This window comes from Lentzea fradiae, assembly GCF_900100955.1.
GTDB lineage: Bacteria > Actinomycetota > Actinomycetes > Mycobacteriales > Pseudonocardiaceae > Lentzea > Lentzea fradiae.
The window spans coordinates 430,308-455,128 of record NZ_FNCC01000006.1; the positions used below are offsets into that span (position 1 = coordinate 430,308).

General features: G+C 70.2%; 30 protein-coding genes. 16 read left to right on the plus strand and 14 right to left on the minus strand.

Annotated elements, in window-relative coordinates:
* The first annotated feature begins 5 nt into the window (after positions 1-5).
* The 4 genes from BLT23_RS16660 to BLT23_RS16675 are packed head-to-tail and all read left to right on the plus strand — an operon-like array spanning position 6 to position 3,160.
* Positions 6-926, plus strand: a complete 921-nt coding sequence (locus BLT23_RS16660; protein ID WP_090050157.1) for a pseudouridine-5'-phosphate glycosidase — start codon at positions 6-8, stop codon at positions 924-926.
* The gene (locus BLT23_RS16665; RefSeq protein WP_090050158.1) at positions 923-1,585 is read left to right on the plus strand and encodes an HAD family hydrolase; all 663 of its coding nucleotides are present in this window, start codon (positions 923-925) and stop codon (positions 1,583-1,585) included. Before BLT23_RS16660 ends, BLT23_RS16665 begins: the two co-directional genes overlap by 4 nt.
* The gene (gene upp, locus BLT23_RS16670) at positions 1,582-2,241 is read left to right on the plus strand and encodes a uracil phosphoribosyltransferase (protein WP_218133772.1); all 660 of its coding nucleotides are present in this window, start codon (positions 1,582-1,584) and stop codon (positions 2,239-2,241) included. The genes BLT23_RS16665 and upp overlap by 4 nt, the downstream gene beginning before the upstream one ends.
* Before the next feature lie 13 nt (positions 2,242-2,254).
* Positions 2,255-3,160, plus strand: coding sequence for an EamA family transporter (locus BLT23_RS16675; protein ID WP_090050160.1), 906 nt, complete (start codon positions 2,255-2,257; stop codon positions 3,158-3,160).
* Here the strand turns inward: BLT23_RS16675 and BLT23_RS16680 are convergent.
* Positions 3,142-3,714: a dihydrofolate reductase family protein gene (locus BLT23_RS16680; protein ID WP_090050162.1), complete on the minus strand. Its 573-nt coding sequence runs from the start codon at positions 3,712-3,714 to the stop codon at positions 3,142-3,144. The genes BLT23_RS16675 and BLT23_RS16680 overlap by 19 nt on opposite strands.
* A 193-nt stretch (positions 3,715-3,907) precedes the next feature.
* On the opposite strand from BLT23_RS16680, the gene BLT23_RS16685 reads away from it, so the two are divergent.
* A complete protein-coding gene (locus tag BLT23_RS16685) occupies positions 3,908-4,129 on the plus strand; it encodes a hypothetical protein (RefSeq protein WP_090050164.1) in 222 nt (73 codons plus the stop codon).
* Here the strand turns inward: BLT23_RS16685 and BLT23_RS16690 are convergent.
* From BLT23_RS16690 to BLT23_RS16705, 4 genes are read right to left on the minus strand one after another with little or no spacing between them, the layout of a single operon-like run.
* Positions 4,126-4,728 carry a response regulator transcription factor gene (locus tag BLT23_RS16690; protein ID WP_090050166.1) on the minus strand — a complete coding sequence of 201 codons (603 nt, stop codon included), beginning with the start codon at positions 4,726-4,728 and terminating at the stop codon, positions 4,126-4,128. The two genes, BLT23_RS16685 and BLT23_RS16690, sit on opposite strands and share 4 nt — an antisense overlap.
* Positions 4,725-5,789: a sensor histidine kinase gene (locus tag BLT23_RS16695; RefSeq protein ID WP_090050168.1), complete on the minus strand. Its 1,065-nt coding sequence runs from the start codon at positions 5,787-5,789 to the stop codon at positions 4,725-4,727. Before BLT23_RS16695 ends, BLT23_RS16690 begins: the two co-directional genes overlap by 4 nt.
* Positions 5,786-6,517 (minus strand): ABC transporter permease, encoded by a 732-nt coding sequence (locus BLT23_RS16700; protein WP_090050171.1) that lies wholly within the window; start codon positions 6,515-6,517, stop codon positions 5,786-5,788. Before BLT23_RS16700 ends, BLT23_RS16695 begins: the two co-directional genes overlap by 4 nt.
* On the minus strand, positions 6,514-7,404 hold the full coding sequence (locus BLT23_RS16705; RefSeq protein WP_090050173.1) for an ABC transporter ATP-binding protein: 891 nt from the start codon (positions 7,402-7,404) through the stop codon (positions 6,514-6,516). The genes BLT23_RS16700 and BLT23_RS16705 overlap by 4 nt, the downstream gene beginning before the upstream one ends.
* 114 nt (positions 7,405-7,518) lie before the next feature.
* Here BLT23_RS16705 and BLT23_RS16710 point away from each other — a divergent pair, with 114 nt between their 5' ends.
* Genes BLT23_RS16710 through BLT23_RS16720 form a run of 3 tightly spaced genes read left to right on the plus strand, consistent with a single transcriptional unit; the run spans position 7,519 to position 8,935 of the window.
* Complete coding sequence (locus BLT23_RS16710) at positions 7,519-7,884, plus strand: hypothetical protein (RefSeq protein ID WP_090050175.1); 366 nt, start codon at positions 7,519-7,521, stop codon at positions 7,882-7,884.
* A 9-nt stretch (positions 7,885-7,893) separates the two neighbouring features.
* Positions 7,894-8,262, plus strand: coding sequence for a MerR family transcriptional regulator (locus BLT23_RS16715; RefSeq protein ID WP_176946777.1), 369 nt, complete (start codon positions 7,894-7,896; stop codon positions 8,260-8,262).
* A gap of 10 nt (positions 8,263-8,272) precedes the next feature.
* On the plus strand, positions 8,273-8,935 hold the full coding sequence (locus tag BLT23_RS16720) for a DNA alkylation repair protein (protein ID WP_090050460.1): 663 nt from the start codon (positions 8,273-8,275) through the stop codon (positions 8,933-8,935).
* 27 nt (positions 8,936-8,962) lie between these two features.
* Here BLT23_RS16720 and BLT23_RS16725 read toward each other — a convergent pair whose 3' ends face one another.
* Positions 8,963-9,220, minus strand: coding sequence for a hypothetical protein (locus BLT23_RS16725; RefSeq protein WP_143035953.1), 258 nt, complete (start codon positions 9,218-9,220; stop codon positions 8,963-8,965).
* Between the two features lie 266 nt (positions 9,221-9,486).
* Between BLT23_RS16725 and BLT23_RS16730 the strand changes: the two genes are divergently transcribed.
* Positions 9,487-10,692, plus strand: a complete 1,206-nt coding sequence (locus tag BLT23_RS16730; protein ID WP_090050181.1) for a PucR family transcriptional regulator — start codon at positions 9,487-9,489, stop codon at positions 10,690-10,692.
* A gap of 54 nt (positions 10,693-10,746) precedes the next feature.
* Here BLT23_RS16730 and BLT23_RS41315 read toward each other — a convergent pair whose 3' ends face one another.
* From BLT23_RS41315 to BLT23_RS16765, 7 genes are all read right to left on the minus strand, one after another.
* Complete coding sequence (locus BLT23_RS41315) at positions 10,747-11,610, minus strand: peptidase inhibitor family I36 protein (RefSeq protein ID WP_245743998.1); 864 nt, start codon at positions 11,608-11,610, stop codon at positions 10,747-10,749.
* Between the two features lie 93 nt (positions 11,611-11,703).
* Positions 11,704-12,561 (minus strand): NYN domain-containing protein, encoded by an 858-nt coding sequence (locus BLT23_RS16740; RefSeq protein ID WP_090050183.1) that lies wholly within the window; start codon positions 12,559-12,561, stop codon positions 11,704-11,706.
* A gap of 32 nt (positions 12,562-12,593) precedes the next feature.
* Entirely contained in the window at positions 12,594-13,001 is a 408-nt protein-coding gene (locus BLT23_RS16745) for a VOC family protein (RefSeq protein WP_090050185.1), read from the minus strand.
* 78 nt (positions 13,002-13,079) lie between these two features.
* Positions 13,080-13,451 (minus strand): hypothetical protein, encoded by a 372-nt coding sequence (locus tag BLT23_RS16750; protein WP_176946778.1) that lies wholly within the window; start codon positions 13,449-13,451, stop codon positions 13,080-13,082.
* A gap of 158 nt (positions 13,452-13,609) precedes the next feature.
* A complete protein-coding gene (locus BLT23_RS16755; RefSeq protein WP_090050189.1) occupies positions 13,610-13,978 on the minus strand; it encodes a roadblock/LC7 domain-containing protein in 369 nt (122 codons plus the stop codon).
* A gap of 35 nt (positions 13,979-14,013) precedes the next feature.
* The gene (locus BLT23_RS16760; RefSeq protein WP_143035954.1) at positions 14,014-14,679 is read right to left on the minus strand and encodes a hypothetical protein; all 666 of its coding nucleotides are present in this window, start codon (positions 14,677-14,679) and stop codon (positions 14,014-14,016) included.
* A 359-nt stretch (positions 14,680-15,038) separates the two neighbouring features.
* Positions 15,039-15,521: a GNAT family N-acetyltransferase gene (locus BLT23_RS16765; RefSeq protein WP_090050194.1), complete on the minus strand. Its 483-nt coding sequence runs from the start codon at positions 15,519-15,521 to the stop codon at positions 15,039-15,041.
* A 213-nt stretch (positions 15,522-15,734) separates the two neighbouring features.
* Here BLT23_RS16765 and BLT23_RS16770 point away from each other — a divergent pair, with 213 nt between their 5' ends.
* Positions 15,735-17,354, plus strand: a complete 1,620-nt coding sequence (locus BLT23_RS16770; protein WP_176946779.1) for a hypothetical protein — start codon at positions 15,735-15,737, stop codon at positions 17,352-17,354.
* Positions 17,355-17,630: 276 nt separating this feature from the next.
* Positions 17,631-18,167: a hypothetical protein gene (locus BLT23_RS16775; RefSeq protein WP_218133773.1), complete on the plus strand. Its 537-nt coding sequence runs from the start codon at positions 17,631-17,633 to the stop codon at positions 18,165-18,167.
* Positions 18,168-18,291: 124 nt separating this feature from the next.
* Here the strand turns inward: BLT23_RS16775 and BLT23_RS16780 are convergent, their stop codons facing one another.
* Positions 18,292-18,816 (minus strand): hypothetical protein, encoded by a 525-nt coding sequence (locus BLT23_RS16780; protein WP_143035955.1) that lies wholly within the window; start codon positions 18,814-18,816, stop codon positions 18,292-18,294.
* Between the two features lie 54 nt (positions 18,817-18,870).
* On the opposite strand from BLT23_RS16780, the gene BLT23_RS16785 reads away from it, so the two are divergent.
* The 5 genes from BLT23_RS16785 (at position 18,871) to BLT23_RS16805 (ending at position 24,807) form a co-directional block, all read left to right on the plus strand.
* Positions 18,871-19,731 carry a MerR family transcriptional regulator gene (locus tag BLT23_RS16785; protein ID WP_090050199.1) on the plus strand — a complete coding sequence of 287 codons (861 nt, stop codon included), beginning with the start codon at positions 18,871-18,873 and terminating at the stop codon, positions 19,729-19,731.
* A gap of 133 nt (positions 19,732-19,864) precedes the next feature.
* On the plus strand, positions 19,865-20,887 hold the full coding sequence (locus BLT23_RS16790) for an aldo/keto reductase (protein ID WP_090050201.1): 1,023 nt from the start codon (positions 19,865-19,867) through the stop codon (positions 20,885-20,887).
* 46 nt (positions 20,888-20,933) lie between these two features.
* Positions 20,934-21,479, plus strand: a complete 546-nt coding sequence (locus BLT23_RS16795) for a 2Fe-2S iron-sulfur cluster-binding protein (protein WP_090050203.1) — start codon at positions 20,934-20,936, stop codon at positions 21,477-21,479.
* Entirely contained in the window at positions 21,476-22,462 is a 987-nt protein-coding gene (locus BLT23_RS16800; RefSeq protein ID WP_090050206.1) for an FAD binding domain-containing protein, read from the plus strand. The genes BLT23_RS16795 and BLT23_RS16800 overlap by 4 nt, the downstream gene beginning before the upstream one ends.
* On the plus strand, positions 22,459-24,807 hold the full coding sequence (locus tag BLT23_RS16805) for a xanthine dehydrogenase family protein molybdopterin-binding subunit (protein ID WP_090050208.1): 2,349 nt from the start codon (positions 22,459-22,461) through the stop codon (positions 24,805-24,807). Before BLT23_RS16800 ends, BLT23_RS16805 begins: the two co-directional genes overlap by 4 nt.
* Positions 24,808-24,821 lie beyond the last annotated feature (14 nt).

Here is a 24,821-nt window from a genome sequence, read left to right on the forward strand (position 1 = left end):
CGCAGATGAACATCCCCCTGGTGTACAGCGAGGAAGTGGCCGAGGCGATCACGGCCGGGCAACCGGTCGTGGCGCTGGAGTCCAACGTCATCACGCACGGCCTCGACTACCCCGACAACGCCGAGACCGCGCGCCGGGTCGAGGACGCGGTCAGGGCGGGCGGGGCCGTGCCCGCGACCATCGGCATCGACAACGGCAGGATCCTCGTCGGCCTCACCGAGGACGACATCGAGCGGTTCGCGACCACTCCGGGCATCCCGAAGGTCAGCAGCCGCGACCTGCCGATCGTGCTGGCCCGCGGCGGGATGGGCGCCACCACGGTCGCCTCGTCGGTGATCGCCGCCGAGCTGGCGGGGCTGAGGTTCTTCTCCTCGGCAGGGATCGGCGGCGTGCACCGCGGTGCCGAACGCACGATGGACATCTCGTCGGACCTGGTGCAGTTCACCAGGTCCAAGGTCGCGGTCGTGTGCGCGGGGGCGAAGAACATCCTCGACCTCGGGCTCACGATGGAGTTCCTGGAGACGCACTGCGTGCCGGTCGTGGCCTACCGGTCCGACGACTTCCCGGCGTTCTACTGCGTCTCCAGCGGGCTGCGCAGCCCGCACCGGATCGACGACGCCGCGGTGCTCGCGCGGGCCGTCGAGAACCACTGGGCGGTCGGCAACCCCGGCGCGTTCCTCGTCACCACCCCGACCAGGCTCGCCGACGCCATCGACGGCGACGAGGTCGAGGCGGTGATCAACGAGGCCGTCGCACGGGCCGAACGCGAGGGCGTGAGCGGTCAGGCGATCACGAAGTACCTGATGCGGGCGGTCGACAGGGCCACGGAAGGCCGTTCCGCCAAGGCCAACCAGGCCGTGCTGATCAGCACCGCCGAGGTCGCCGCGGAGCTGGCCGTCGCGCACGCGAAGGAGTTCTCCTCATGAGCCGGTGCGTGGTCTTCGACCTGGACGGCACGCTCGTCGACACCCCGCGCGGGATCGTCACGACGTTCGCCGCCGTGTTCACCCAGCTCGACCTGCCCACGGCCGACTCCGGCACGATCCGCGGCACCATCGGGCTGCCGCTGCCCGCGGCGTTCGCGAAGGTGCTCGGCACCGCCGAGGACGACCCGGTGGTCGGGACGTGCGTCGAGCTGTACCAGTCGACGTTCCGCCGGATCGTGCTGCCGATGGCGACGCAGCTGGTCTTCGCCGGGGTGTACGACGGGCTGAGGACGTTGCGGGACAGCGGTTTCCTGCTGGCCGTCGCGACGAGCAAGTACATCCGCAACGCCGAGGCGCTGCTCACCGCCGCCGGGCTGCGCGAGGAGTTCTCGGTGGTGGTCGGCGCGGACCAGGTCTCGAAGCCCAAGCCCGACCCCGAGTCCGGCTTCCTGGTGCTGGAGAAGCTCGGCGTGGCCGCGGGCAACGCCGTGATGGTCGGCGACACGACGCACGACGTCCTGATGGCGCACGGTGCCGGGATGTCGTCGATCGCCGTCAGCTACGGCGTGCACAGCGTCGACCAGCTGCTCAACGCCAACCCCACCTGGCTCGTCGACTCGTTCGCAGGCGTCGTCGCCGCCGTGAAGGAGTGCTCGTGATCGAGGCGTACCTGGAGAAGAACGTCCACCTGTTGCCGCAGACCAACCAGCTGCGCGCGATGCACACGATCGTCCGCGACCGCAACGCCTCGCGTGAGGACTTCGTCTTCTACACCGAGCGGATCAACCGGCTGCTCGTCGAGGCGGGCCTGGACCTGCTGCCGTTCGAACCGCACGACGTCACCACCCCGGTCGGCGCGACCTACCACGGTCTGAAGCCGGCCGGGCGGCTCGTCGGCGTCCCGGTCATCCGCGCGGGCGAGAGCATGGAGGCCGGGCTGCGCGCGGTCGTTCCCGCGGCCCGGATCGGCAAGATCCTCATCCAGCGGGACAAGGTCACCAAGCTCCCGAAGCTCTACTACGCCAACCTCCCCGACGACATCGCGTCACGGCACGTGCTGCTGCTCGACCCGATGCTCGCCACCGGTGGCACGGCGAACGCGGCGATCCAGGTCCTCCTCGACCACGGCGTGCGGGAGGAGAACATCGTCTTCGTCACCTTCATCACGGTGCCCGAGGGCGTCGAGGCGGTGTGCTCGCGCTTCCCTCTCGTGCGGATCGTGACGTCCGCGATCGAGGAACGGCTCAGCGAGGACGCGTTCATGCTCCCCGGGATCGGCGACTTCGGCGACCGGTTCTTCGGCACCGACGACTGACGGGACGAAACCCATGCGGGACAAGAGGTTGCTGACCGACTCCGCGATCACGGCGCTGGCGCCGATGATCTGGGGCAGCACGTACCTCGTCACCACCGAGCTGCTGCCGCCGGACCGGCCGCTGCTGGCCGCGGTGGTCCGCGCGTTGCCGGCGGGCCTGGTCCTGCTGCTGTTCGGACGGGTCCTGCCGCGGGGCTCCTGGTGGTGGCGCGCCCTCGTGCTGGGCACGCTCAACATCGGCGCGTTCTTCTTCCTGCTGTTCGTCTCCGCCTACCACCTGCCGGGCGGCGTGGCGGCGCTCGTCGGCTCGGTCCAGCCGGTGGTCACGCTGGTGCTGGCCGCGCTGGTGCTCGGTGACAGGATCCGGCTCCCGCACGTGCTCGCATGCGTCGCCGCCACCGCGGGCGTCGCGTTGCTGGTGCTGAAGGCGACAGCCCAGCTCGACCTCGTCGGTGTGCTCGCGGCGCTCGGCGGCGCGGTGAGCATGGCGTCCGGCATCGTCCTCACGAAGCGGTGGCGGCGGCCGGAGGGCGTGAGCGTCCTGCTGTTCACCGGCTGGCAGCTCACCGCGGGCGGGCTGGTGCTGCTGCCCGCGCTGTTCCTGCTGGAGGGCCTGCCGGACACGATCACCGGCACCAACGCGCTGGGCTTCGGCTACCTGGTCGTGCTCGGCTCGCTGTTCGGCTACTCGGTCTGGTTCCGCGGCACCGAGCGGGTGCCCGCGATCGGGTTGTCGTTCCTGGGGTTCTGCAGCCCGATCGTGGCGACCGCGCTCGGCTTCGTGTTCCTCGGCCAGACCTTGTCGTTCCCGCAGTTCGCGGGCGCGGCGATCCTCATCGGGGCGATCGTGCTGGTGCAGCTCACCCCGGCGAAGGCACCGCCGCTGCCGGAACGGGAGCTTCAGCGCACGACGTCGTAGACGAGCTTCTGGATGCCGTTGGAGTAGGTCTCGCTCTCGACGACCTTCAGCAACTGCTTGTCCTTGTCGGTCTGGCTGAACAGCCGCTTGCCCGCGCCGAGCAGCACCGGGAACACCAGCAGGTGGTAGCGGTCGATCAGGCCCGCGTCGGACAGGTTGCGGTTCAACGTCGCGCTGCCGTGGATGGAGATCGGGCCGCCCTCGGTCTCCTTCACCGCGGCCACGTCGTCGAGCGACCGCAGGATGGTGATCTCACCCCAGTTGTCCACCAGCTGGTCCTCCTTGAGGGTGCTGGAGACGACGTACTTCGGCATGGCGTTGTACTGCGGGAAGTAGTCGAGCGTCGGCCACACCGGGGCGAACTGCTCGTAGCTGACGCGACCCATCATCATGGCCGCGGCCTCCTCCTGCTCACGGCCCTTGATCTCGTAAGCCGCCTCGTCGAACCGGATGTCGTTGAACGTCCAGCCGGAGCTGCGGTGGCCCGGCTCGCCACCGGGGGCCTCGACGACGCCGTCGAGCGAGACGAAGGCGGTGGCGATCAGGGTGCGCATCTGGTTCTCCTCGGTGTCCGTACCTGCTGTCATCGATGCGTCGAACGGGAGGAACCCGGAATCGACATCGCGCGCGGACGAATTCTGCGGCACGGTCCCGGCCGTCGCCGGACCGGTCAGGAATCGAGAAGCACGGCCCGCGTCCCCTCTCCTACCGTCGTCCTCGACGCCAGAACGACCAGGAGGACGCAAGATGAGCAGCAGCAAGGGAATCCGCCAGTTCCACCGCGTGGTGAGCATGGTCTTCATGGCCACCGTGGTCTTCACGGCGGTCGCGCTGACGGTGGACAGCTCGGTGGTGTGGGTGTCCTACATCCCGCTGCTGCCGCTGTTCCTCCTGATGGGAACCGGCGTGTACATGTGGTTCCTGCCGGCGATCGCCAAGCGCCGTGCGGCCCGCCGAGCCGTCGCCTAGAGCCAGCCGCGGTCGCGAGCGGTGTTGGCCGCCTCCGACCGGTTCTTCGCGCCGAGCTTCGCCATCGCCGTCGACAGGTAGTTGCGGACCGTGCCCTCGGCCAGGTGCAGCCGTGCCGCGATGTCGGCGTTGCTCGCACCGGTCGTGACCTCGCGCAACAGCTCGCGTTCGCGGGGCGTGAGCGGGTCGGCGCTGTCCCAGGCGGCCATCGCCAGCTCCGGCGCCACCACCCGCTCACCCGCGTGCACCCGCCGCAACGCCGACACCAGCTCGGCGATCGGGGCGTCCTTGAGCACGTACCCCGCCACCCCCGCGTCCATCGCGCGCCGCAGGTAGCCGCTGCGCGCGAACGTGGTGATGATCAGCACCCGCGTGCCGTCGCCCCGGCGGACGAGCTCCTGCGCGACGTCCAGACCGGACTTCCCCGGCATCTCGATGTCGGTCAGCAGCACGTCCGGCCGGTGCAGGGCGACGGCCGCGAGCGCCTCGTCGCCGTCACCCGCCGTCCCCACCACCGCGACGTCCGGCTGCAGGTCGAGGAGCTGGGCGAACGCGCCGCGCACCATCGCCTGGTCCTCGGCGAGCACGACCCTGATCACGTCGCCACCTCCAGCGGCACCGCGATCGTCACCGTGGTGCCCGGCGAGCAGGTGCGCCGCACCAGCCCGCCCAGTGCCGCGATCCGTTCCCGCATCCCGGTCAACCCGTTGCCCTCCGGTCCCCTGCTGCCGATCCCGTCGTCGGCGACCACCAGCCTCAGCTCGCCGTCACGGGCCTCGACCGCGATGTGGCAGTTCGACGCCCGCGCGTGCCGGACCACATTCGTCACCGCCTCCCGCAGCGCCAGCGCCAGCTCGTGCTCGGTGGACCCGACGATCGCCAGGTCCTCGTCGCGCCGCACGACCACCTCGACGCCGAGGCTCGTCAACGCCGCCCGCGCCGCCTCCAGCTCCGTCTCCAGGCTCGCGCTGCGCCACCCGGTGACGGCGTTGCGGATCTCGCTCAGCGCCGCACGGGCGGTGCGTTCGATCTCCGCCGCCTCCTCGGCAGCCCTGGCCGGGTCCGCGGCCACCAGCTGGGCGCGGACGATGACCGCCGTCAGCGTGTGGCCGAGCAGGTCGTGCAGGTCGCGGGCGATGCGCTCGCGTTCGGCGAGGGTGGCGAGGTGCTCGACCCGTGCCGTGCGGATGCGCAGCTCGGCCGCGTCGCGGTCGCGTTCCGCCGTCTCGGCCTGCACGAGGCCGACCAGCCACAGGAAGACCAGCGACGGCGCCAGGCCCCACAGCCGGTACGGCAGCGGCACCACCGACACCGCGGAGAACAGGCAGATCAGCGCGGTGAGGCCGACGAACCACCGCATCGCGACCCGCCGCGACTCGGTCTCCCCCGCGAACGCCGCCGCGTAGACGAACAGCACCGCCGCGCCGGTGTTGAACGGCGTGACCAGCACCCCGAGCACGACCGTCGGCACCAGGCACCACCACCGGACCCGGTCGGGGCGCCGCCACGACAGCACGTACAGCGGCACGAAGACCGCGACGACCGCGGCGACGAGCGCCCAGTCCGCCCAGCCGGCGGTGCTGTCGAAGAACGGCAGCCACGCGAGGTTGCCCAGGTAGAGCAGGTAGAACCAGCGCGAGACACCAGAGACCTTGTTCATGACCGGGCACGACGATACGACACCGCGGCCAGAGCGGCGGTCACGATCGTCGTGCCGAGCAGCACGAGCACGTGCGTCAGCGCCGGACCGCCGGTGAGCTGCGCCAGCGCCAGCCGTCCCAGATGGTAGGTCGGCAGGAACCGCGCCACGTCGGAGAAGAACGCGGGCATGATCTCCAGCGGCATCCACAGCCCCGAGAGCACGGCCGACGGCAGCAGCACCGCGTTCAGCACCGCCGCGGCCGTCCCCGGCCCCACCTGGAACCCGATGGCGAGGCTGAGCAGCGCGAACGGCAGCGCACCGAACACCAGCACGGCGAGCAGCCGCAGCACCGCGCCCGGTGACGCGTCGAGCACCCCCGTGACCGCCGCCGTCACCGTCATCGCGAGCAGCACACCCAGCGCGTAGGGCAGCGCCGCCACGACTTTCGCGGTGAGCGTGACGCCGATCGGCACCGCGGAGACCTGCTTCGCCCGCAGCCAGCCGCGTTCCCGGTCGGACGCGACGCCGATGCCGGGGTTCATCAGCACGACCGAGATCGCGCCGAACGCCCCGAACGTGGCGAGCATCGCCGTTCCCGCGGGGACCTCGCCGCCGCCGAGCTTGCCGAACAGCGACACGAACAGCGCGAAGAACGCCACCGGCATGATGATCGAGAAGAAGAGCGCGGCGGGCTCGCGGACGATACCCCTCAGCTCGTCCGTGAGCTCGACTCCGAACACCTTCACGCCGCACCCCTGTTCATCAGACCGGCCACCGCTTCCTCCAGCCCGGCGCTCTCGACCCGCAGGCCGGAGAGTCCGGGGTCCTCCGCGAGCAGCACCCGCAGCACCGCCTCCGGCGTGCGGGTGCCGAGGTGCACGTGCTCGCCGTCGGTGCGCACCGACACCACACCGGGCAGCGCTTCCAGCCGTGCCCTGCCGATGGAGGTCTTCGCGATCACCGTGCGGTCGGGCAGCCGCGCCACCAGCTCGTCCGGCGTGCCACTGGCCCGCACCCGTCCGCCGTCCAGGACGACGACGCGGTCCGCGACGGCCGCGGACTCCTCGATGAGGTGGGTGGTGATCAGCACGCCGGTGCCGCGCTCGCGCCGGTGCGCGAGCAGCCGCCAGAACCTCCTGCGGGCGGGCAGGTCCAGGCCCGCCGTCGGTTCGTCCAGCACCAGCAGCCGCGGGTCGGCCACCAGCGCCATCGCGAGCTGCAGCCGTTGCTGCTGACCGCCGGAGAGCTTCGCGGCCCGCCTGCCCGCGAGGTCGGTCAGGTCCAGCTCGGCGAGCACCGGCCCGGCCGCGGACCGGGAGGCCCCCGCCCGCACCGCGGCACCCGTGACCAGCTCGCCGACCTTCAGCGTGGTCGGGAAGCCGAGCGACTGCTGCACCACCCCTAGCCGTCGCCGGGTGGCCGCGACGCGCGGGTCACCCCCGCAGACCCTGACCACGCCATCGCCCGCGGGCAGCAGCCCGACCACCATGTTCACCAGCGTGGTCTTGCCCGCGCCGTTCGGCCCGAGCAACGCCACGCACTCCCCCGCGCCGACGTCGAGATCCACCCCGTCCAACGCTCGCGTGGCACCGTAGCTGTGCCGCGCCCCCCGCACTCCGAGCACCGTTTCCATGGCGTTGAGCCTGGTCGAACGCGTCCGCCGCCAGTAGTGAGGCGCAGTCACGACCCCGGGATGACAAATGTCAGCTTGACTCGGCACCACGGTGCAGGGTCCATCGTGGCGCCCATGACGACCGAACGAACCGCCGTGACCCGCTGGGGCAGAGCGGGTGCGCTGTACGACCTCGTGGCGAGCATCGCGTTCGTGACGCCGTGGACCTCGGGGGTGGTGCTCGACGTGCTGGGCGTGGAGGCGGCCATACCCACACGCCTGTTCGCCACGCTCTTCGGGACCGTGGTGATGATGTGGTCCATCGCCCGCTGGCTGCGTCCCGAACCGGTCCTGATCGGACTCGACACGGCCGGCCGCGCGATGTTCAGCCTGTGGTTCGTCTGGGCGCTCGCGAACGGGGAGACGCGAGTTCTGTGGGGATTCCTCGTGCTGGAGCTGTTCTGGGGCGCGGCCCAGCTGCGCGCACTGGTGCGGAGGTAACGTGCCGTGGTGCGCATCTCCGAACTGGCCCGTGCCGCCGGCGTGGGCATCAGCACGGTGCGGTTCTACGAACGCCGCGGTCTCGTCGTTCCCACGTCCCGCACCAGCGGCGGTTACCGGCACTACGACCGGGAAGCGTTGCGGCGCTTGAAGTTCATCCGCCGCGCCCAGCGGCTCGGCTTCACCCTGGCCGAGGTGCGGCAGCTCCTGTCGATGTCGGTGGAGCCCGGCGACCTCGGCGACGTGATCACCGGCAAGGTCGCCGAGATCGACGAACGGGTGCGCGACCTGGAACGGGTGCGGCTCGCGTTGCTCGACGTCGCCGCGCACGGCGTGCGGGAGCAGTGCCCGGTGGTGGCCGCGCTGAACGACTCCTAAGGTGACCGGCATGGCGGAGACGACAGTCGCGGAACTGATGACGGAACTGGCCGCGCTGGAGGACCCGAAAGCCCGCGCTGTCAACGAGAAGCACGGCGACGACCACGGCGTGAACCTCACCAAGCTGCGCGCGGTGGCCAAGCGCCTCAAGACGCAGCAGGACCTCGCGGTGCAGCTGTGGGCCACCGGTGACACCGCGGCCCGGCTGCTCGCCCTGCTGGTCTGCCGCCCCAAGGCGTTCAGCCGCGACGAGCTGGACACGATGCTGCGCGAGGCCCGCCGTCCCAAGGTGCACGACTGGCTCGTGAACTACGTCGTGAAGAAGAGCCCGCACGCCGAGGACCTGCGCCGGACGTGGTTCGACGACGCCGACCCGGTGGTCGCGAGCGCGGGCTGGGCGCTGACGGTGGACCGCGTGGCCAAGAAGCCGGAGGGCCTCGACCTCCCCGGCCTGCTCGACCGGATCGAGGCGGAGCTGAAGGACGCGCCCGGCCGGTTGCAGTGGGCGATGAACCACTGCCTCGCGCAGATCGGCATCGAGAACCCGGACCTGCGGGACAGGGCGATCGGCATCGGGGAACGGCTGGAGGTCCTCAAGGACTACCCGACGCCACCCGGCTGCACCTCGCCGTTCGCCCCGGTCTGGATCACCGAGGTCGTGCGGCGCCGGTAGCGGCCTCCGCGTCCGGGACGGGTGACGTCAGTCCGTCCCGAACGCGGAGTGCCCCGGAGCCGGGGGCAGCCCCAGGAGTTGGCCCGCGACGTCCAGGAACTCGCCGCCACGTTGCCAGAGCGCGTGGTCGGGATCGACGACGAACGGGTCCGCCGGATCCACGTCCTCCTGGCGAACGCGATAGGCCAACGCTTCGGCCTCCGAGTAGGCGAGCACCGTCTCGTTGGTGCCGCGCCAGACCCGGCGGAACATGACGGCGTTGACGCACGTCATCCGATCTTGCACGACGGAACGCTGAAACCCCCGCCGCAACAACAACTTCATGCACTCTTGGACACTGCTCACGTTCTGTGCCAAGTCACTCCGCCCCTACGTCCGGATTGCCGATTCTGGCCGATGCGTGGGGACCCGCTCACCGTCCGTCACTCGATCAGGTCAAGGTTTTCGGGCACCTGCACAACCTGGCGTGGGTCTTTTCGTGCAGAGCACTCACCGAAGTCGACCGCTTCGGGCGATGGCACCGAGCCTCGCGGTGCGAAAACCTGTGCCGGGTGGTCGACATCCGAACACCTGACCCCGGCGCCCCGCTCTACGAACGCGCCGCGACGCAGATCCCGGGCACCGCCGAGAAGGTGCTGGAGGCGTTCTTCGCCCGCTCCGCCGCCTACCGGCAGCTGCCGCACCAGCTCGTGGACCGGGAGATCACCGAGGCGGTGAGCCGCAACCTCCAGGTCTTCCTGACGTCGTTGCGGGAGAGGCGGCCACCGGCGGCGGAAGAGCTCGCCGACCAGATCGCCACCGCGGTCCGGCGGGCGCAGCAGGGCGTGCCGCTCGACGTCGTGCTGAGCACCTACCACGTCGCCGCGCACGTCGGCTGGACGGCGATGGCGGGGGTGGCGAAGCCGGACGAGGTCGACGACCTGCTGGCGACCGTGCCCGCGCTGCTGCAGTACCTGAGCGTCGCGGTGCCGGCCGTCGCCGCGTCGTACCTGACCGAGCAGCAGGCGCTGCACGCCGAGCGCCGGGAGGCGGGCCGGGCGCTGGTCGCGGCACTGCTGACGGGCAGGGAGGCCGAACCGCTGGCCGAACGGATCGGGCTGGAGCTGTCCAGCCACCACGTCGTCCTCGCGGTGCGGGTGGAGACGCCACCGGCCGACGCCGCGGACGCGCGGTTCGCCGCCCACGCGCTGGTGCGGCGATTACGGGCGGAGCTGCCGAAGCACGCGCTGTCCGCGTTGGACCACGACGGCGGCACCGTGCTGCTGCCCACCACCGCCGAGGGCGTCGAGCAGGAGCTGGCCGAGGCCGCGGAGCTCGTCCGCGGGCTGCACACGGCGGCGGGCGTCCGGCTCGTCGGCGGGATCGCCGCGGCGGAGGGCCGCGAGGAGGTCCCCACCGCGGCCAGGCAGGCCGCCGACATCGCCGAGCTGGTCCAGCGGCTGGGGAAGCCGGCGGGCGCGTACGTCCTCGACGACGTGCTGCTGGAGTACCAGCTGTGCCGGCCCGGTCCCGGGCGCAAGCGCCTCGCCCTGGTGATGGACAAGCTGGCCGAGCACCCCGACCTGCTGCACACGCTGCGGGTGTTCCTGGAGTGCGACCACAACCGTCACCGCACCGCCGAGAAGCTGCACCTGCACCGCAACACGTTGAACTACCGCCTGCGCCGGATCTCGGAGATCACCGGCTACAACCCGGCGGACCCGGCCGACGTCCGGCTGCTCGCGGCGTCGCTCGTCGTGCACGACCTGAGGTCCTGAGACGGCGAACGGGTGGGCGGCGAGGTCGCCGCCCACCCGGTCACGCCGTGCCGGTCAGTCGCCGTACGGGTTCTGGATCGAGACGTGCACGTGGTCGTAGTGACCGTTGGTGACACCGCTGCCCGCGGTGTAGGTGCGCCAGCCCTCGGACGAGCGAGCCACGCTCCAGATCTGGCCCTGCCAGATCACGTACCGGACGTCGAGCCGCGAGGCGTGCTTCTGCAGCCAGCGGGCGAGCTTCCAGCCCTGCTCCTTCTGCGCCGCCGACGGGTACGAGCCGATCGCGTTCGAGATCGTGCAGTCGAGCGCGTTGCCGGTGTTGTGGTTGGTCGTCGACGCCTCGTAGCTGCGGTAGTCGCCCACCCAGCAGTCCTTCTCGCCGGTCAGGGCCCGGATCTGGTCGTCGACGTGCTGCGTGCGCTGCGTCGCCTGCGGCGCGCGGGCCGTGGCGGACGGGTACGGGTTGTCCGCGGGCGTGCCGTAGCTGCCGTCCGGCGGCGTGGTGCCACCGCTGTCACCCAGCTTGTGGGCGGCGTTCTCGTTCTTGAGGTCCGAGTTCAGGTTGGCCTTCGCACCGGCGGCGATGGTCTGCCGCGGACCCGCGTAGCCGCTGTTGAAGTACACGGTGACCGAGCCGCTGGTGCGGTTCCAGACCGCGGCGGCGTTGTTCTTCACGCACAGGCCCTTGCCGTTGCCCGTGCCCTTGAACTCGTAGCAGCTCGGCTGCTCGTCGCCGTAGTCGGGAATGGAGGTGGCGAAGTCGGAGACCGAACCCGCCTGGTTGCTGTTGTAGTACAGGCAGAACTCGCCCGACTCGCAGACACCGTTGCGCGCGGTCGCCGCGTTGGCCGCCCCCGCCCCGAAGGACGCGCTGATCAACGCGCCCATCATCACCACGAAAACAGATTTCTTGAACACAGGAGACCTAACTCGTTGCAGGGGAGAACCCTTGTGCCGAGCAGGTTCGCGAAACGCACTGACATTCCGCTGACACCGGACGCCACCGAGGTGTCAGGCGCGCGGGAACTCGTCGAGGCGGACGGCCTGCGCCTTCGGGTACTTCCTGCCCGCGGCGGGCACGGGCGAGCCGGTGAACGACACGGGGGTGCCCGCCAGCAACAACGTCAGGCCGTCCGGCAGCTCGTCGCGCGAGACGAACCACGACCCGCCGCGCGCGTCGGTGATGAAACCGTGCGCCTGCCCCGACTTCCAGCTGGCGACCGTCCCCCTGCGACGGCCGCGCGGTGCCCCGGCCGGTGACGCCACGGCCTCGGCGGACCGCACGAACGCGCGCCGCAACGGGTAGTCCTCGCGGTCGGCGGGGTCGAACAACGCGTCGAAGCCCGGCGTGAACGGCGTGGCGGACCGCAACGGCGCCGCCGTCCGCGGCGTCCAGGCGGGTGGCTTGTCCACGATCCGCACGTCGACGACCGGCACGACCACGTGCACCCCGCGCTCGGTCAGCCGCGTCACGAGCGGGGCGAAGTCGGCGTCACCGGTGAGCAGCACGACCCAGTCGAGCGGCGCGGACACCGCCCGGTCCCACGCCTCCAGCGCCAGGTGGACGTCGACGCCCTTCTCCTTGCCGCCGACCAGCGGCAGGTCGTGCCGGACGATCCCGGCCGCGCTCAGCGCCGCGTCGAAGGACACGGCGGGCGTCTCGATGCGGCCCCGCGCGTAGTGCGCCTCGGTGACCTCGCACTCGTCGAGCGGGCGGCCGGTCTCCGCGTGCACGAACCAGCGCAGTGCGTCGTGCAGGCCGTCCAGTGAGATCCGTGCGGCTCTGCGGTGCGCGGTCGCGTAGAAGTCGCTGAGGTAGGCGAACCACGTTCCGTCGTAGAACACGCCGATGCGGACGATCTTTCCCACCGCGGCAACACTACCCCTGACCTGCCCGGCACCTACCCGGACCAGTCGACGGCGCCGAGCCCGGCCGCGTGCCCGGCGGGCCACTGCACCAGCTCGATCCGCCGCCCGTCGGGGTCGATGATGAACCGCGTGCTGAACCCGGCCTCGCCGTCGGTCCCCTCGCCGGTGGGCAGGATCCCGTTCCGCCGCAAGCGGTCCAGTGCCAGGAACATCGACTCGACGTGCACGACGATGTGGCTCAGGCCGGTGCCGGGGATGACCGGGCCGCCGTCGTGGACGAGCTCGACGCTCACGAACTCGTCGCCGGGGAGCTTCAGCATGACCAGGTGCCCGATGGGTGTGTCCGGCACGGCGCCGACGACCTCGTAGCCGACGGCGCGGTAGAACGCGAGCGACCGGTCGAGGTCGGCCACCCGCAGGCCGATGTGCAACGTCCTCATCGCGGCACCTCCGACGCCATCACAGCACCACCGGGCCGGGCAGGAGGGTGAACCTGCGCGGCCCGGTGGCCGGGCGGCTCAGATCTGGAGCTCGCCCTCGATGCGCTTGAGCTGGTGCCTGGCGAGCGCGAGGTTCGCGACGTCCCTCTCCAGCACCAGGTAGAGGAAGAGCGAGCCCCTGGCCTTCACCCCGCTCATCAGCCGGATCAGGTGGTACTGGCGGTGCAGGGTGATCAGGATGTCCTCGATGGTGTCGCTCAGTCCGAGCGTCTGCATGACGCGGAGCTTGGACCGCACGACCTCGGTGTTGCCGGCCGCGGCGATCTCCAGGTTCAGCCATTCGCCGCCGCCGGCGTGGCCGAGCGACATGCCGCTGTCGTAGTCGACGAGCGCGACACCGACAGCGCCGCCGATCGACATGGCTTCCTTGAGCGCGGTATCGATGTTCATCACATTCCACTTCCCTAGGTCAACTGGTGGTCGAGGCGACGTGGCGGTGTGCTCACGCCTCGGCCGAGAACGGACACGTCCCCACACGGACTTCGTCGACGAGAGCAAAGAACGAAGGATGGACATGTGCTGCGACCATTCCTCTGTTCGGCGGTGCGCTACGGGGCGAGGATCGTCCCGATCCGCTCGATCGCGGGCCGGGACTCGTGGAGCAGCCGTCCGAGGTTGAGCCCCTTGTCCCCGAGCGCGACCATCAGCGACATCCGGCCGACGGCGTACACGGCCATGTAGCCCTTGCTGCCGAACACCACGGTCTGGCTGAGCGAGCCCAGACCGATCACCTCGGTCGCCTGCCGCGCGATCCCGAGGCCGGCGGCCGCGAGCGCGGAGATGTGCGCGGGGTCGACGCTCTTGGCCACGTCGGAAATGATCGGAATGCCGTCGGACGCGGCTATCACCGTGTCGGTCACTCCGGCTACGTTCTCCCGGAGCTGCCGCAGCTCGGCGACCAGGGCGTCGTAGTCCAATGCTCTTCCTTCCTGCTTTCCGAAAAGCCGGCCGTTCAGACCGGGCGCCCCGCCTCCCGCATTTCCGCACGAGCACGCAGTGCGGTCAGGTCCCCGTGCGAAAAGGTGAACGAGTCCCTCGGCGAGGCGATCTCCAGCACTCCCTCACCGAGCATGCGGGAAATCTCGACGGTGACCGGATAAAGGCTCCTGCCGACCGCGAAGGCCACGTCCCGCACGGTGCGCCGCCCGGTGGCGTGGAAAACGACCTCCCGCCGTTCCGCTGTGAGAACGGCGGGATCCACGCCACCGGCCGGCACCACCCGGTCCCGGTAGGGCGCGACCGGGACCGGCAGCGAGGCCACCGCGTCCAGCCGTCTGGCCGTCTCGGCCAGCAACGACTCCGGCTCGACACCACCGGCCACGGGCAGGGCCGGCACGTCGCCCGGTTCGGCGGCGACCTCGCAGCTCTCGACCTCGCCCGCCGCCACCGCGAACGCCCCGTCCCGCACCGCGGCCAGGGCGAACGCCCTGACCTCCGCGGGTCCGATGACGCCACGGCCGACGAGCGCCGCCTGCACGGACCCGGCCTCGACGCTCGCGACCAGAGCAGCAGCCCAGTCCCGCGCGCCGACCCGGCCCGAGCTCAGCAGCAGCGTCTCCGCTGCCGGTGAGCCGGGGCTGTCCACCGCGACCACCGCGCCGTCGCGCAGGTGGAACACCCCACCCACGTTCCCGGCGACGCGCACCGCTCCGGAAAACCGGTCGGCCCGGCATTCCTCCAGAATGGCCGCGAGGACGGTGAAAGCAGCTCGATGATCGCGTAACAGAAGTCACTCCGAGTTGTTCCGACACTACAGATCGGGTATCCCGCAAACCGGTCACCCGGCCGTGCACCGACCCGTATCGAAAGGCCGGTCGCGGTCGTTACTTCTTATCCGGCAGCACCCCGGAAAGACCCGGCTTGTCACACTATCGAGTGAAGCATTCCACGTCGCGCGGGAAAATCGCCTGGTCGACGCGACCCAATTCATCGGCACCGAAAACAATTCCGTGCGGAAATTGGTCCGGACCGGTGCGTCTACAGGTCCAGCCACATGATCCGCAGACCGACGAACCCCTCCGAGGGATGGCGGAACGCTCCGGGCGCGACCCCCAGCGTCACGAACCCGAGGCTCTCGTAGAGCCGGACAGCGGCCACGTTCGTGTCGACCACGGCGTTGAACTGGACGGCCGCGAACCCGCTCCCCCGAGCCCAGCCGACCAGGTCGGTGGTGAGCTCCCGCCCCACTCCCATGCCCCGCGCCCGCGAGGCGACCATCACCGTGCCGGACGCGACGTGACTCCCCGGCCCGGGCCGGTTGGCGTACATGTTCGCGGTGCCGACGACCTCGTCGTCCCGCGTAGCCACCACCACCCGCGCCGGCGCGGGCAGCATCCACATCCGCTCGGCGTCGTCCTCGGTCATCGCCGGGTCGTACGGGATCGTCCGCTGTTCGGTGACGACGTTCCGGATGATCGGCCAGATCCGCGGCCAGTCGCCGTCACGTGCCTCACGAATCACAGCGGAACCCCCTCGGACAGCACGAACGCCGCCACGCGTCCAGCCTCAAGCGCACAGACAAGCACAGCGCGGACCACGGCGAGAAGCCGTTTTGTCACGTCACCGCTTCACGCCGTCCAACACGGCACCACCGGTAACGAAAAACGCACCCCGGCGACGTCCACACCGCAGGCCGTACCTGAACAGGACGGCGTTACTGCGGGAGGAGATCGCATGCAGGACCCCTCGGACCTGACCGAGACCGCCGAACCCGAGGACAACAGCGAGGGAGGGTCACCCGGCGCGGCGACGGTCCTGCTGGAGGTCCTCCCCGGGGTGGCCGTCGTCGCCGGTGAGGTCCCGCCGGAGCTGAAGCCCGACCTGGTCGACTTCGGGATCGTTCCGGCCGGTGACCGCAGGCAGATCTCGGCGGTCCTCGCGTCGATCGGGAACGCGGCGACCGTGGCCGGGAACATCGGCAAGGCGATCACCGAGGCGCAGGGGCTCTACCGGCTCAGCGACGCCACGCGGACCCTGCTGGCGAACGGCGGGACGCTCGCCGTCAAGGACGGTGCGAACCTCGGAACGGTGATCGGCCCGGGCGGCGCCCTGCGGCAAGCCCGCTTCCACCCCGTGTCCGCGCTGGGCAAGGCGCCGATGGCGGCCTCGGTCGGGCCCGCACTGGCGATGGTTGCACTCCAGATGATGCTGAGCGAGGTGTCGGGCCTGGTCAGGACCACCCTCACGGCGACGAACCAGGTCCTCACCACCGTCCGCAAGGAGCAGTGGGCCGAGCTGACGGGGCTCGTCGCCGCCGTCGACCGCGCGGTCGAGCAGGCGCGGGAGATCGAGTCCGTCCCGACGTCCCTGTGGGAGGACGTCGCGGGCAGCGGGGCGCTGCTGCGCAAGCAGCTCGAGCTCTACCAGGGCAACGTCCGCGACCACGTCAGGCAGATCGGTCAGGCCGACGCACGCGGCCACCGCGAGTACCTGCAGACGAACGCCCAGGTCATCGTCTTCGACGTCAACGCCCTGCTGTCGTCCCTGCAGGCGTGGACCGGGTACCACGCGCTGCGCGCCGCGAGGGCGAGGGCCGCCGGACGTGACGACGACGCCGAGGCGCAGTACGCCGAGGTCATCGCCCGTGACACCCACACGGAGTTCGACTCGACCCTCGCCGAGGTGACCGGTCTCGTCGACGCACTGGTCCGGGACCTGCGGATCACGGCCGAGCTCCGCGAGCCCGACGGGTGGCCGCTGCCGGGCAAGCGGAAGGACGTGAAGGCGGCCCGCGAGACCGCAGCCCGGTTGTTGGAGGCGGTCGAGCCCCTCGCCGACGCGCTCCACTCGCCGGTCCCGCCGCTCGATGTCCCCGAGATCCTCTGCAAGCCGGAGTCGCTGACCCCGGAGCCGTACCTCCGCATCCTGCGCTGGCTCTTCGAGGACGGCGAGACCCTCCGCGCGCTCGGCTTCCCCGACCAGGTCGGCGACACCGCCAGTCCGATCTCGGCGATCGTCGGCGGGGCGATGGACAGGGTCGCGGCGGCGATCGACAAGACCGCGGTGAAGACGCTGGTCGCCGTCACGGACCGCCGGATCATCCTGGCCAAGCCGACCGCGTTCCTCGAACAGGCCGAGATCCGCCAGGCCGTTCCGCTGGACCAGGTGCGCTACGTGCGCGCACCGAGGGGCGGCGGGTCGCGCGCGATGATCGACCTCATCACGCGCGACGAGAACGTCCGCTGGGTCTTCGACGCCGACACCGCTCAGGTGGGGGCGTTCGCCGCCGTGCTCGCCGAGTCGATGGCGATCCCGGACGCCGAACGCGAGGCGCTCCAGCAGCACCGGCCGTGAAAAGGGTGGTGGACCGGCCGCGGTTCACCACCCTTTCGGGTGTTCATCCCGGAACTCGTCCGACGAAGCTCGCAGGATCCCGACGACCTGGCCGCGACGTGAACGCGGTGGTCAAGCAGGTGATCGCGCCGAATGCGTTGTCCAGCCTTCAATTAAAACGCGCAAGATCATTCACGTAACGCCGATTTCGGCAACCGACAAAACCGTTGACATTTTCGTCGGTGATGGACACGCTGTGTTTCGCAGTCAGTCATCATGACTTCTAGGGGGAGAACGATGAAGCTGCTCACTGGGGTTGTTGTCGGCACGCTCGGATTCGCGTTGTTGTCGGCACCGGCGGTGTCCGCCGCACCTGTTTCGACAGAACTGGCCACGACGGAAAGCGTGGCCACCGCGACGGTATCGCGTTCGGAGATGATCCAGCGGGCCAAGTCCTGGAACCCGCACACCTCCAAGCGAATTCCCTACAACCAGAAGAAGACGCACGGGGGTTACCGCACCGACTGCTCCGGCTACGTTTCCATGGCGGCCAAGCTGTCCAAGCCCGGACCGAACACGGTCACCCTGGCCTCCTCGACCTACACGGTCGCGATCAACAAGAACGACATGCGCATGGGCGACCTGTTCATCGACTCCATCGGTGACGCCAACAGCAGGCACGTCGTGATCTTCGAGAAGTGGGCCAACGCGCAGCACACCGCGTACTGGGCCTACGAACAGCGCGGCGGCTACGGTACCGACTACCGCACCCGCAGCTACGGCCTCGGCGGAGACCAGTACAAGGCCCGCCGTCTGAAGAACATCACCGGCTGACACGAAGGACAGGTGCGGACGGCCCGCCACAGGGCCGTCCGCATTCTGGTACGAAAGACGAGAACAAGACCGGCCGAAGACCAGCGGAACCAATGCGTTCTCGCGCACACATTCATTCCGCGACTCAGTCGTCGGATTGCAGAATCATCAGCCTGAACGTCGTGGACGGCGACTCGCGCCCACATGTCTGCAACATGTGCCAGGCCAGGTTGCCGGGGCCGTTGTCGGCCTGCGGAAGCCGTTCCTTGCTGATTCCGAGAATGCCGTCCGGGCTTTCCGCGAGGACCTCCGGCGTGCCGACGAGAACCGCCAGGCCGAAGGCGAGCACATCGGCTCGCAGATCGTCGTCCAGGTCGTCGGTGAGCCCGATCGTGCTTCGCGGTTCGCCGTCTTCGTCGGACCCGATGCCGACCAGGCCCGCGAGTCCCACGCTGTGGTCCGCGGGCAGGTCGACCACGCGGATGTCGGTGCCCATCGCCAATGCCATCAGCCTGGCCGTCGGAGTGGTGAGCAGCGGATCGTTGACGGCAGCGCCACTGTCGCCTGCGGAATTGTCTGTGCGGTCGCCCATGATGTCCCAGATCGTATTGGCGGCGACGGCGCCTGTCCTGTTCGGCGGCAGCGGCGCAGGCTCCGTCGCGTGTTGCACCTGCCGTAGCGGCATGTGATGTCGTGGAGGAACCACAGCGAAAGGCCCTCCTCGATGCACCTCTCCTTCACGCCTCCCCAGCAGGTCAAGATCGGTGATGCGGCCGCGTTCGCCGGGACGACCCCGCGCGCGATCCGCCACTACCACGAGATCGGCCTGCTGCCGGAGCCCGGACGGGGTGCGGACGGCCGCCGCCGGTACGGCTACGACGACATGATCCGGTTGCTGTGGGTCCGCAAGATGGCGGAGGCCGGCATCAGCCTGGACGACATGCGGGCCGCCTTCGACGAGCCCGGGGACATCGAGCAGAACCTGGGTCGCCTGGAGGAGGCCCTGGCGGCCAAGGAGGCGGCCATCAAGCGCCAGCGCGCCGTCGTCGAGCGCCTGCGGGCCGTGGGCACCCCTCTCGGGCTGCTCTCCGAGCTCGTGACGGACCGGCTCAGCCACCTGCCGCCCGGCGCACTGCGCCGCTCCGACCTGGACGCCCTGCTGGTGACGGAGCGCGTCTTCGGGCCGCTGGGCGCCGCCGTCCAGGCGAGCGTGTTCATCGTGCTGGCCACGCATCCGGACCTGCGAGCCGAGAACGACCGCCTGGAGGCCGCCGAGGCCGCCCTCGACGACGGCGTCGATCCTCACGACCCTCGCGTCGAAGAGCTTGCCGCGCAACGGCACGCGCACCACAAAGCCGTGGGGGAGGCCATCGAGGCGGACGGGCTGGATCGCGAGGAGGAGAAGCTCTTCGAGAGCTACGAGGCCGACCTGACGGGCGAGGAGCCCGCGCTGATGAGCGCCGGCGAAGCGGCCATGAAGATGCCCTACGACTTCTCCCCCGCCCGGCTGCGCTACATGGACCTCACGACCGAGCTCCTGGTCCGGGAGCAGTCACCCGAGGACGACAACGGCCGGCTTCCCTGAGTTCTTCCGCGACCACCACGTCTCACCTGGTCGCCAGAGCGCGCACCCTCTCCCGTTGACATGCGGAACACCGTTCAGTAGTTTCCTGAACGGTGTTCCGCGGAACGCCGTTCAGTTACTTCGGGAGAGACTCGTGAACTACCGCACCCTCGGCCGGACCGGCATCAAGGTCAGTCCTTACGGCCTCGGCACACTGATGTTCGCCACCCAGGTCGGCAACCCCGACCCCCAGGACTCGCTCAAGATCCTCCACAAGGCGCTCGACGCCGGGATCAACCTCGTCGACTCCGCCGACGCGTACGGCGACTCCGAGGAGGTCGTCGGCAAGGCCCTCGAAGGCCGCCGCGACGACGTCGTCCTGACCACCAAGGTCAGCCGTCCGATGGGCACCGACCCGAACCGCCAGGGCGCCTCACGGCGGTGGATCACGACGGCGGTCGACAACTCGCTGCGCCGCCTGCGGACCGATCACATCGACGTCTACCAGGTCCAGCGCCCCGACCCCGACACGGACATCGAGGAAACGCTGTCCGTGCTGACCGATCTCGTCCGCGCGGGCAAGATCCGCGCGTTCGGCACGTCGACCATGCCTGCCTCGAACCTGGTCGAGGCGCACTGGGTGGCCGAACGCCGCGGCCTGCACCGCTTCCGGACCGAACAGCCGCCGTACTCGATCCTGAACCGCGGCATCGAGCGTGAAGTGCTGCCCGTCGCACAGCAGTACGGCATGGGTGTCCTCGTCTGGGGCCCGCTCGGGCAGGGCATGCTGACCGGCCGGGTCCGTCGCGACAGGACCACCGACGTCACCCGCGCGAAGTTCTTCAAGGTGTTCGGCGACGAACGCCGCCTGGACGTGGTGGAGCAGCTGATCTCCCTGGCCGCGGAAGCGGGCCTTTCGATGCCCCACCTCGCCATGTCGTTCGCGACAACGCATCCGGCGGTGTCGAGCGCACTGCTCGGGGTTCGCACCATGGAGCAGCTCGACGACCTGCTCGCCGGGCTGGACGTCGTCCTGTCCGACGACGTCCTCGACCGCATCGACGCGATCGTGCCGCCCGGAACCGACGTCGGCACGCTCGACCAGGCATACGTGCCACCGGCGATCCGGCACACCGCGTTGCGCCGCCGCCCGGTTGCCGAGCGCTCCGCCGTCTGAGCGGCGGCACCACCACCTGTCCGGCCAAGGATTCAGGGGAACGAAGATGTCCGCGGAAAGCAGCGTGATTCGCGTCAACGGCACAGCGGTCGCACCACCCGGCGACCCACGGGTGTCCCTGCTCGACTTCCTCCGTGAAACGCTCGGCCTGCACGGCACGAAGAAGGGCTGCGATCAAGGCGGGTGCGGCGCCTGCACGCTGCTCGTCGACGGAGAGCGCATCCTCTCCTGCCTCGCCCTCGCGGTCCAGTACACCGGACGGGACGTCGTCACGGTCGAAGCACTGGCCGACGGGGACAGGTTGCACCCGGTGCAGCAGGCGTTCATCGACCACGACGGTTTCCAGTGCGGCTACTGCACTCCGGGCCAGATCTGCTCGGCGATCGGCATGGCCGGCGAGCTCGAACGCGGTGTCCCCAGCCACGTGACCGAAGACCTGTCGGCGAAGCGGGCCGAGCTCACCGCGGAGGAGCTGCGCGAGCGGATGAGCGGGAACCTGTGCCGCTGCGGTGCCCACAACGGGATCGTCGCGGCGATCGCGAAAGCGCACCAGGCGGGACAGCTCAGCGACTCCGGAAGGGCCGCGCGATGAAACCGTTCGTCTACAAGAAAGCCGGCACCGTCGCGGAGGCCGTCCGCGCGGGTGCGGCGCCGGGCGCCAAGTACCTCGGCGGCGGCACGAACCTGGTCGACCTGATGCGCGAGACGATCGAGCAACCGGCGACCTTGGTCGACGTGACCGGTCTGTCCTCGGACATCAGGCGGCTCCGCGACGGCGGGCTGTTGATCGGAGCCGCGGTGCGCAACACCGAACTGGCAACCCATCGGGAGGTTCGCACCCGATACCCCGTGCTGACTCGTGCCGTCGTGGCGGGCGCGTCGGGACAGATCCGCAACATGGCGACCGTGGGCGGGAACATGTTGCAACGCACGCGTTGTGCCTACTTCTACGACGCCAAGGGTTCGCGCTGCAACAAGCGAAACCCTGGGCAGGGCTGCGACGCGATCGAGGGGTTCAACCGGATGCACGCGATCCTCGGCGCCTCGTCGGCCTGCGTTGCGACTCATCCGTCGGACATGTCCGTGGCACTCGCTGCTCTCGACGCGGTCGTGCACCTCGACGGTCCCGGTGGTCCCCGCGAAGTGCCGCTGACCGAGCTGCACCGGCTACCGGGCGAGACTCCCGAGGTAGAAACCGTTCTGCGGCAAGGTGAACTGGTCACGGCGGTCGAGTTGCCGCCGCTGTCGTGGGCGAAGCGTTCGACGTACCGCAAAGTGCGTGACCGGGCGAGCTACGCCTTCGCGCTGGTGTCGGTCGCCGCCGCCATCGACGTGCGTGGCGGCAAGGTCAAGGAAGTGCGGATCGCCTTGGGCGGCGTCGCGCACAAACCGTGGCGTGCCCGCGAAGCCGAGGCCGCGCTCAGCGGAGGTCCGGCCACCGTCAAAGCCTTCCGTGCCGCTGCGGAGGCCGAGCTGGCCGACGCCCGGCCGTTGCGGGACAACGGTTTCAAGGTCGAGCTCGCCGCGCGAACCATCACCGCCGTGCTCGGCGAACTGGCAGGAGGTGTGCGATGAACGAGTGGTCTTCGTCCAAGCGCGGTGATCTGTCGCGGCGCAGGATGCTCGGCGTCGTCGGCGCGGGTGTCGTGGTGTCGGCACTGCCGAGCCGGTCCGGTGCCGCCACCAGACCCGGAGCACAGGCCAGGACCGCGGGCGAAGGGCTGGTCGGGGCCCCGCTCCCCCGCATCGAAGGACCCTTGAAGGTGCGCGGCGCAGCCCCGTACGCAGCGGAGTTCACCTTCGCCGGCATGGTCTACGCCGCACTCGCGTTCAGCACCATCGCCAAAGGCCGGATCATCTCGATCGACACCGGCGCCGCCGAGGCCGCCCCGGGGTTCGTGCACGTGATGACGCACGTCAACGCACCCCGGATGCGACCGATGATGCCCTGGGCATCGAGCGAGAAGGCCGCCGGCAACGACGCCTGGCCGATCATGCAGGACGACCGGGTCCGCTGGAACGGTCAGCCGATCGCGGTCGTGCTGGCCGAGACGCAGGAGCAGGCCGACCACGCCGCCTCGCTGATCAGCGCGACCTACGAGGAGGAGCCCGCGACCACCTCGTTCGCCCAGGCGAAGGCCAACGGCACCGAGACCGCCGTTCTCGGTGGCCAGCCCGTGCACATCGAGATCGGCGACGCGGAAGCCGCACTGGCAGCGGCGGCGGTGTCGGTCGACGCCACCTTCCACACGCCGTACCAGAACCACAACGCCATCGAGCCGCACGCGGTCACCGTGGCCTGGCACGGAAACGAGCTCGAAGTCCACGACGCGTCCCAGTCGGTCGTGCACAATGCCTGGTCGCTCGCCCAGATCCTGGGGATCGAAGAACACCAGGTCCACGTCACCTCGCCTTACGTGGGCGGTTCGTTCGGCGGAAAGTTCATGGGGATGCACCAAGTTCTGGCCGCGGCGTCGTCCCGGCTCTCCGGCCGGCCGGTGCGGCTCACGCTCTCCCGAGCGGGCGTCTACCGGCTCGTCGGCGGACGTGCGCTCACCGAGCAACGGCTGGCCCTCGGCGCCGGGCGCGACGGCCGCTTCGTCGCGCTGATCCACACCGGCACCTCCACCCACACCCCGGACAGCCCCCATCCCGAGCTGGCCCAGTTCGTCAGCTACAGCTCTTACGCGACAGGCACCTTGAAGATCGACCTCCAGTGGGCGCACCTGGACATGGTCGCCAACGCCGCCATGCGTGCCCCGGGCGAAGCCGTCGGGAGCTTCGCGCTCGAAAGCGCCGTGGACGAGGTCGCCGTCGCCCTGGGCATGGACCCGATCGAACTGCGCATCCGCAACGAACCCCAGGCCGACCCGCTCACCGGTCTGCCGTTCTCCTCCCGCAACATCGTCGAGGCGTGGCGAGCGGGCGCCAAGAGGTTCGGCTGGGAACGCCGCAACCCGACGCCGCGCGCGGTCCGTCAGGGCGACTGGCTGATCGGCATGGGCTGCGGAGCGGGTTCGCACATGTACGCGCGCGAATCCGGCGGAGCGGCGCGCCTCACGCTGACCAAGCACGGCACCGCCACGATCGACATCGCCGCACACGACGCGGGCATGGGAACCGCCACGGTGCTGACCCAGATCACCGCCGACCAGCTGGCGCTCCGGCTGGACCAGGTCCGGCTGCGCGCCGCCGACTCGGCCCTGCCCGGCGTGGTCCCCGGCATCGGCTCCAGCCAGACCACCACCGCCGCGGCGACCATCATCGCCGCCCAGCGAAAGGCAGTCGCCGAACTGCTGAAACTCCTGCGCCGCGACTCACCGCTGGCAGGACTGACCGCCGATGAGGTCACGCCCCGCGACGGCGGCCTCGCCAAGACCGACGACCCCGCACGTCATGAGAGCTACTCGTCGATCCTCACCAGGGCGCGTCGCGACGAGCTCGTGGTGGAGGCGACGGGCGGCAACCCGACCGAGTCGGAGCAGTACTCGATGTACTCCTACGCGGCGGTGTTCTGCGAGGTCCGCGTCAACGCCGTCACCGGCGAGATCCGGGTGAGCCGTCTGCTCGGCTCGATGGACTGCGGCCGGGTCGTGAACGCCAGGACCGCCGCCGGCCAGTTCCGCGGCGGCATGGTCATGGCCATCGGCCTGGCGCTGACCGAGGAGACGCTGTACGACGAGCGCACCGCGCGGATCATGAACCCCAGCCTCTCGGAGTACCACGTGCCGGTCCACGCGGACGTGCCCGAGATCGACGTCATCTGGACCGGAATCCCCGACCCGCAGGCACCCCTGGGCGCCCGCGGCATCGGCGAGCTGAGCATGAACGGCACCGCCGCCGCCATCGCGAACGCGGTCCACAACGCCACCGGCACACGCGTCCGCCGCCTGCCCATCACCCTCGACCAGCTGCTTTGAGCCCGGCCGGGTCC

What these genes read in the sequence shown, in the direction of transcription:
- BLT23_RS16660 (WP_090050157.1), top strand. Translation starts at nt 6, where the DNA reads ATGAACATCCCCCTGGTGTACAGCGAGGAAGTGGCCGAGGCGATCACG.
- BLT23_RS16665 (WP_090050158.1), top strand. Translation starts at nt 923, where the DNA reads ATGAGCCGGTGCGTGGTCTTCGACCTGGACGGCACGCTCGTCGACACC.
- BLT23_RS16675 (WP_090050160.1), top strand. Translation starts at nt 2,255, where the DNA reads ATGCGGGACAAGAGGTTGCTGACCGACTCCGCGATCACGGCGCTGGCG.
- BLT23_RS16680 (WP_090050162.1), bottom strand. Translation starts at nt 3,714, where the DNA reads ATGCGCACCCTGATCGCCACCGCCTTCGTCTCGCTCGACGGCGTCGTC.
- BLT23_RS16685 (WP_090050164.1), top strand. Translation starts at nt 3,908, where the DNA reads ATGAGCAGCAGCAAGGGAATCCGCCAGTTCCACCGCGTGGTGAGCATG.
- BLT23_RS16695 (WP_090050168.1), bottom strand. Translation starts at nt 5,789, where the DNA reads ATGAACAAGGTCTCTGGTGTCTCGCGCTGGTTCTACCTGCTCTACCTG.
- BLT23_RS16705 (WP_090050173.1), bottom strand. Translation starts at nt 7,404, where the DNA reads ATGGAAACGGTGCTCGGAGTGCGGGGGGCGCGGCACAGCTACGGTGCC.
- BLT23_RS16710 (WP_090050175.1), top strand. Translation starts at nt 7,519, where the DNA reads ATGACGACCGAACGAACCGCCGTGACCCGCTGGGGCAGAGCGGGTGCG.
- BLT23_RS16720 (WP_090050460.1), top strand. Translation starts at nt 8,273, where the DNA reads ATGGCGGAGACGACAGTCGCGGAACTGATGACGGAACTGGCCGCGCTG.
- BLT23_RS16745 (WP_090050185.1), bottom strand. Translation starts at nt 13,001, where the DNA reads ATGAGGACGTTGCACATCGGCCTGCGGGTGGCCGACCTCGACCGGTCG.
- BLT23_RS16750 (WP_176946778.1), bottom strand. Translation starts at nt 13,451, where the DNA reads ATGAACATCGATACCGCGCTCAAGGAAGCCATGTCGATCGGCGGCGCT.
- BLT23_RS16770 (WP_176946779.1), top strand. Translation starts at nt 15,735, where the DNA reads ATGCAGGACCCCTCGGACCTGACCGAGACCGCCGAACCCGAGGACAAC.
- BLT23_RS16775 (WP_218133773.1), top strand. Translation starts at nt 17,631, where the DNA reads ATGAAGCTGCTCACTGGGGTTGTTGTCGGCACGCTCGGATTCGCGTTG.
- BLT23_RS16785 (WP_090050199.1), top strand. Translation starts at nt 18,871, where the DNA reads ATGCACCTCTCCTTCACGCCTCCCCAGCAGGTCAAGATCGGTGATGCG.
- BLT23_RS16795 (WP_090050203.1), top strand. Translation starts at nt 20,934, where the DNA reads ATGTCCGCGGAAAGCAGCGTGATTCGCGTCAACGGCACAGCGGTCGCA.
- BLT23_RS16800 (WP_090050206.1), top strand. Translation starts at nt 21,476, where the DNA reads ATGAAACCGTTCGTCTACAAGAAAGCCGGCACCGTCGCGGAGGCCGTC.
- BLT23_RS16805 (WP_090050208.1), top strand. Translation starts at nt 22,459, where the DNA reads ATGAACGAGTGGTCTTCGTCCAAGCGCGGTGATCTGTCGCGGCGCAGG.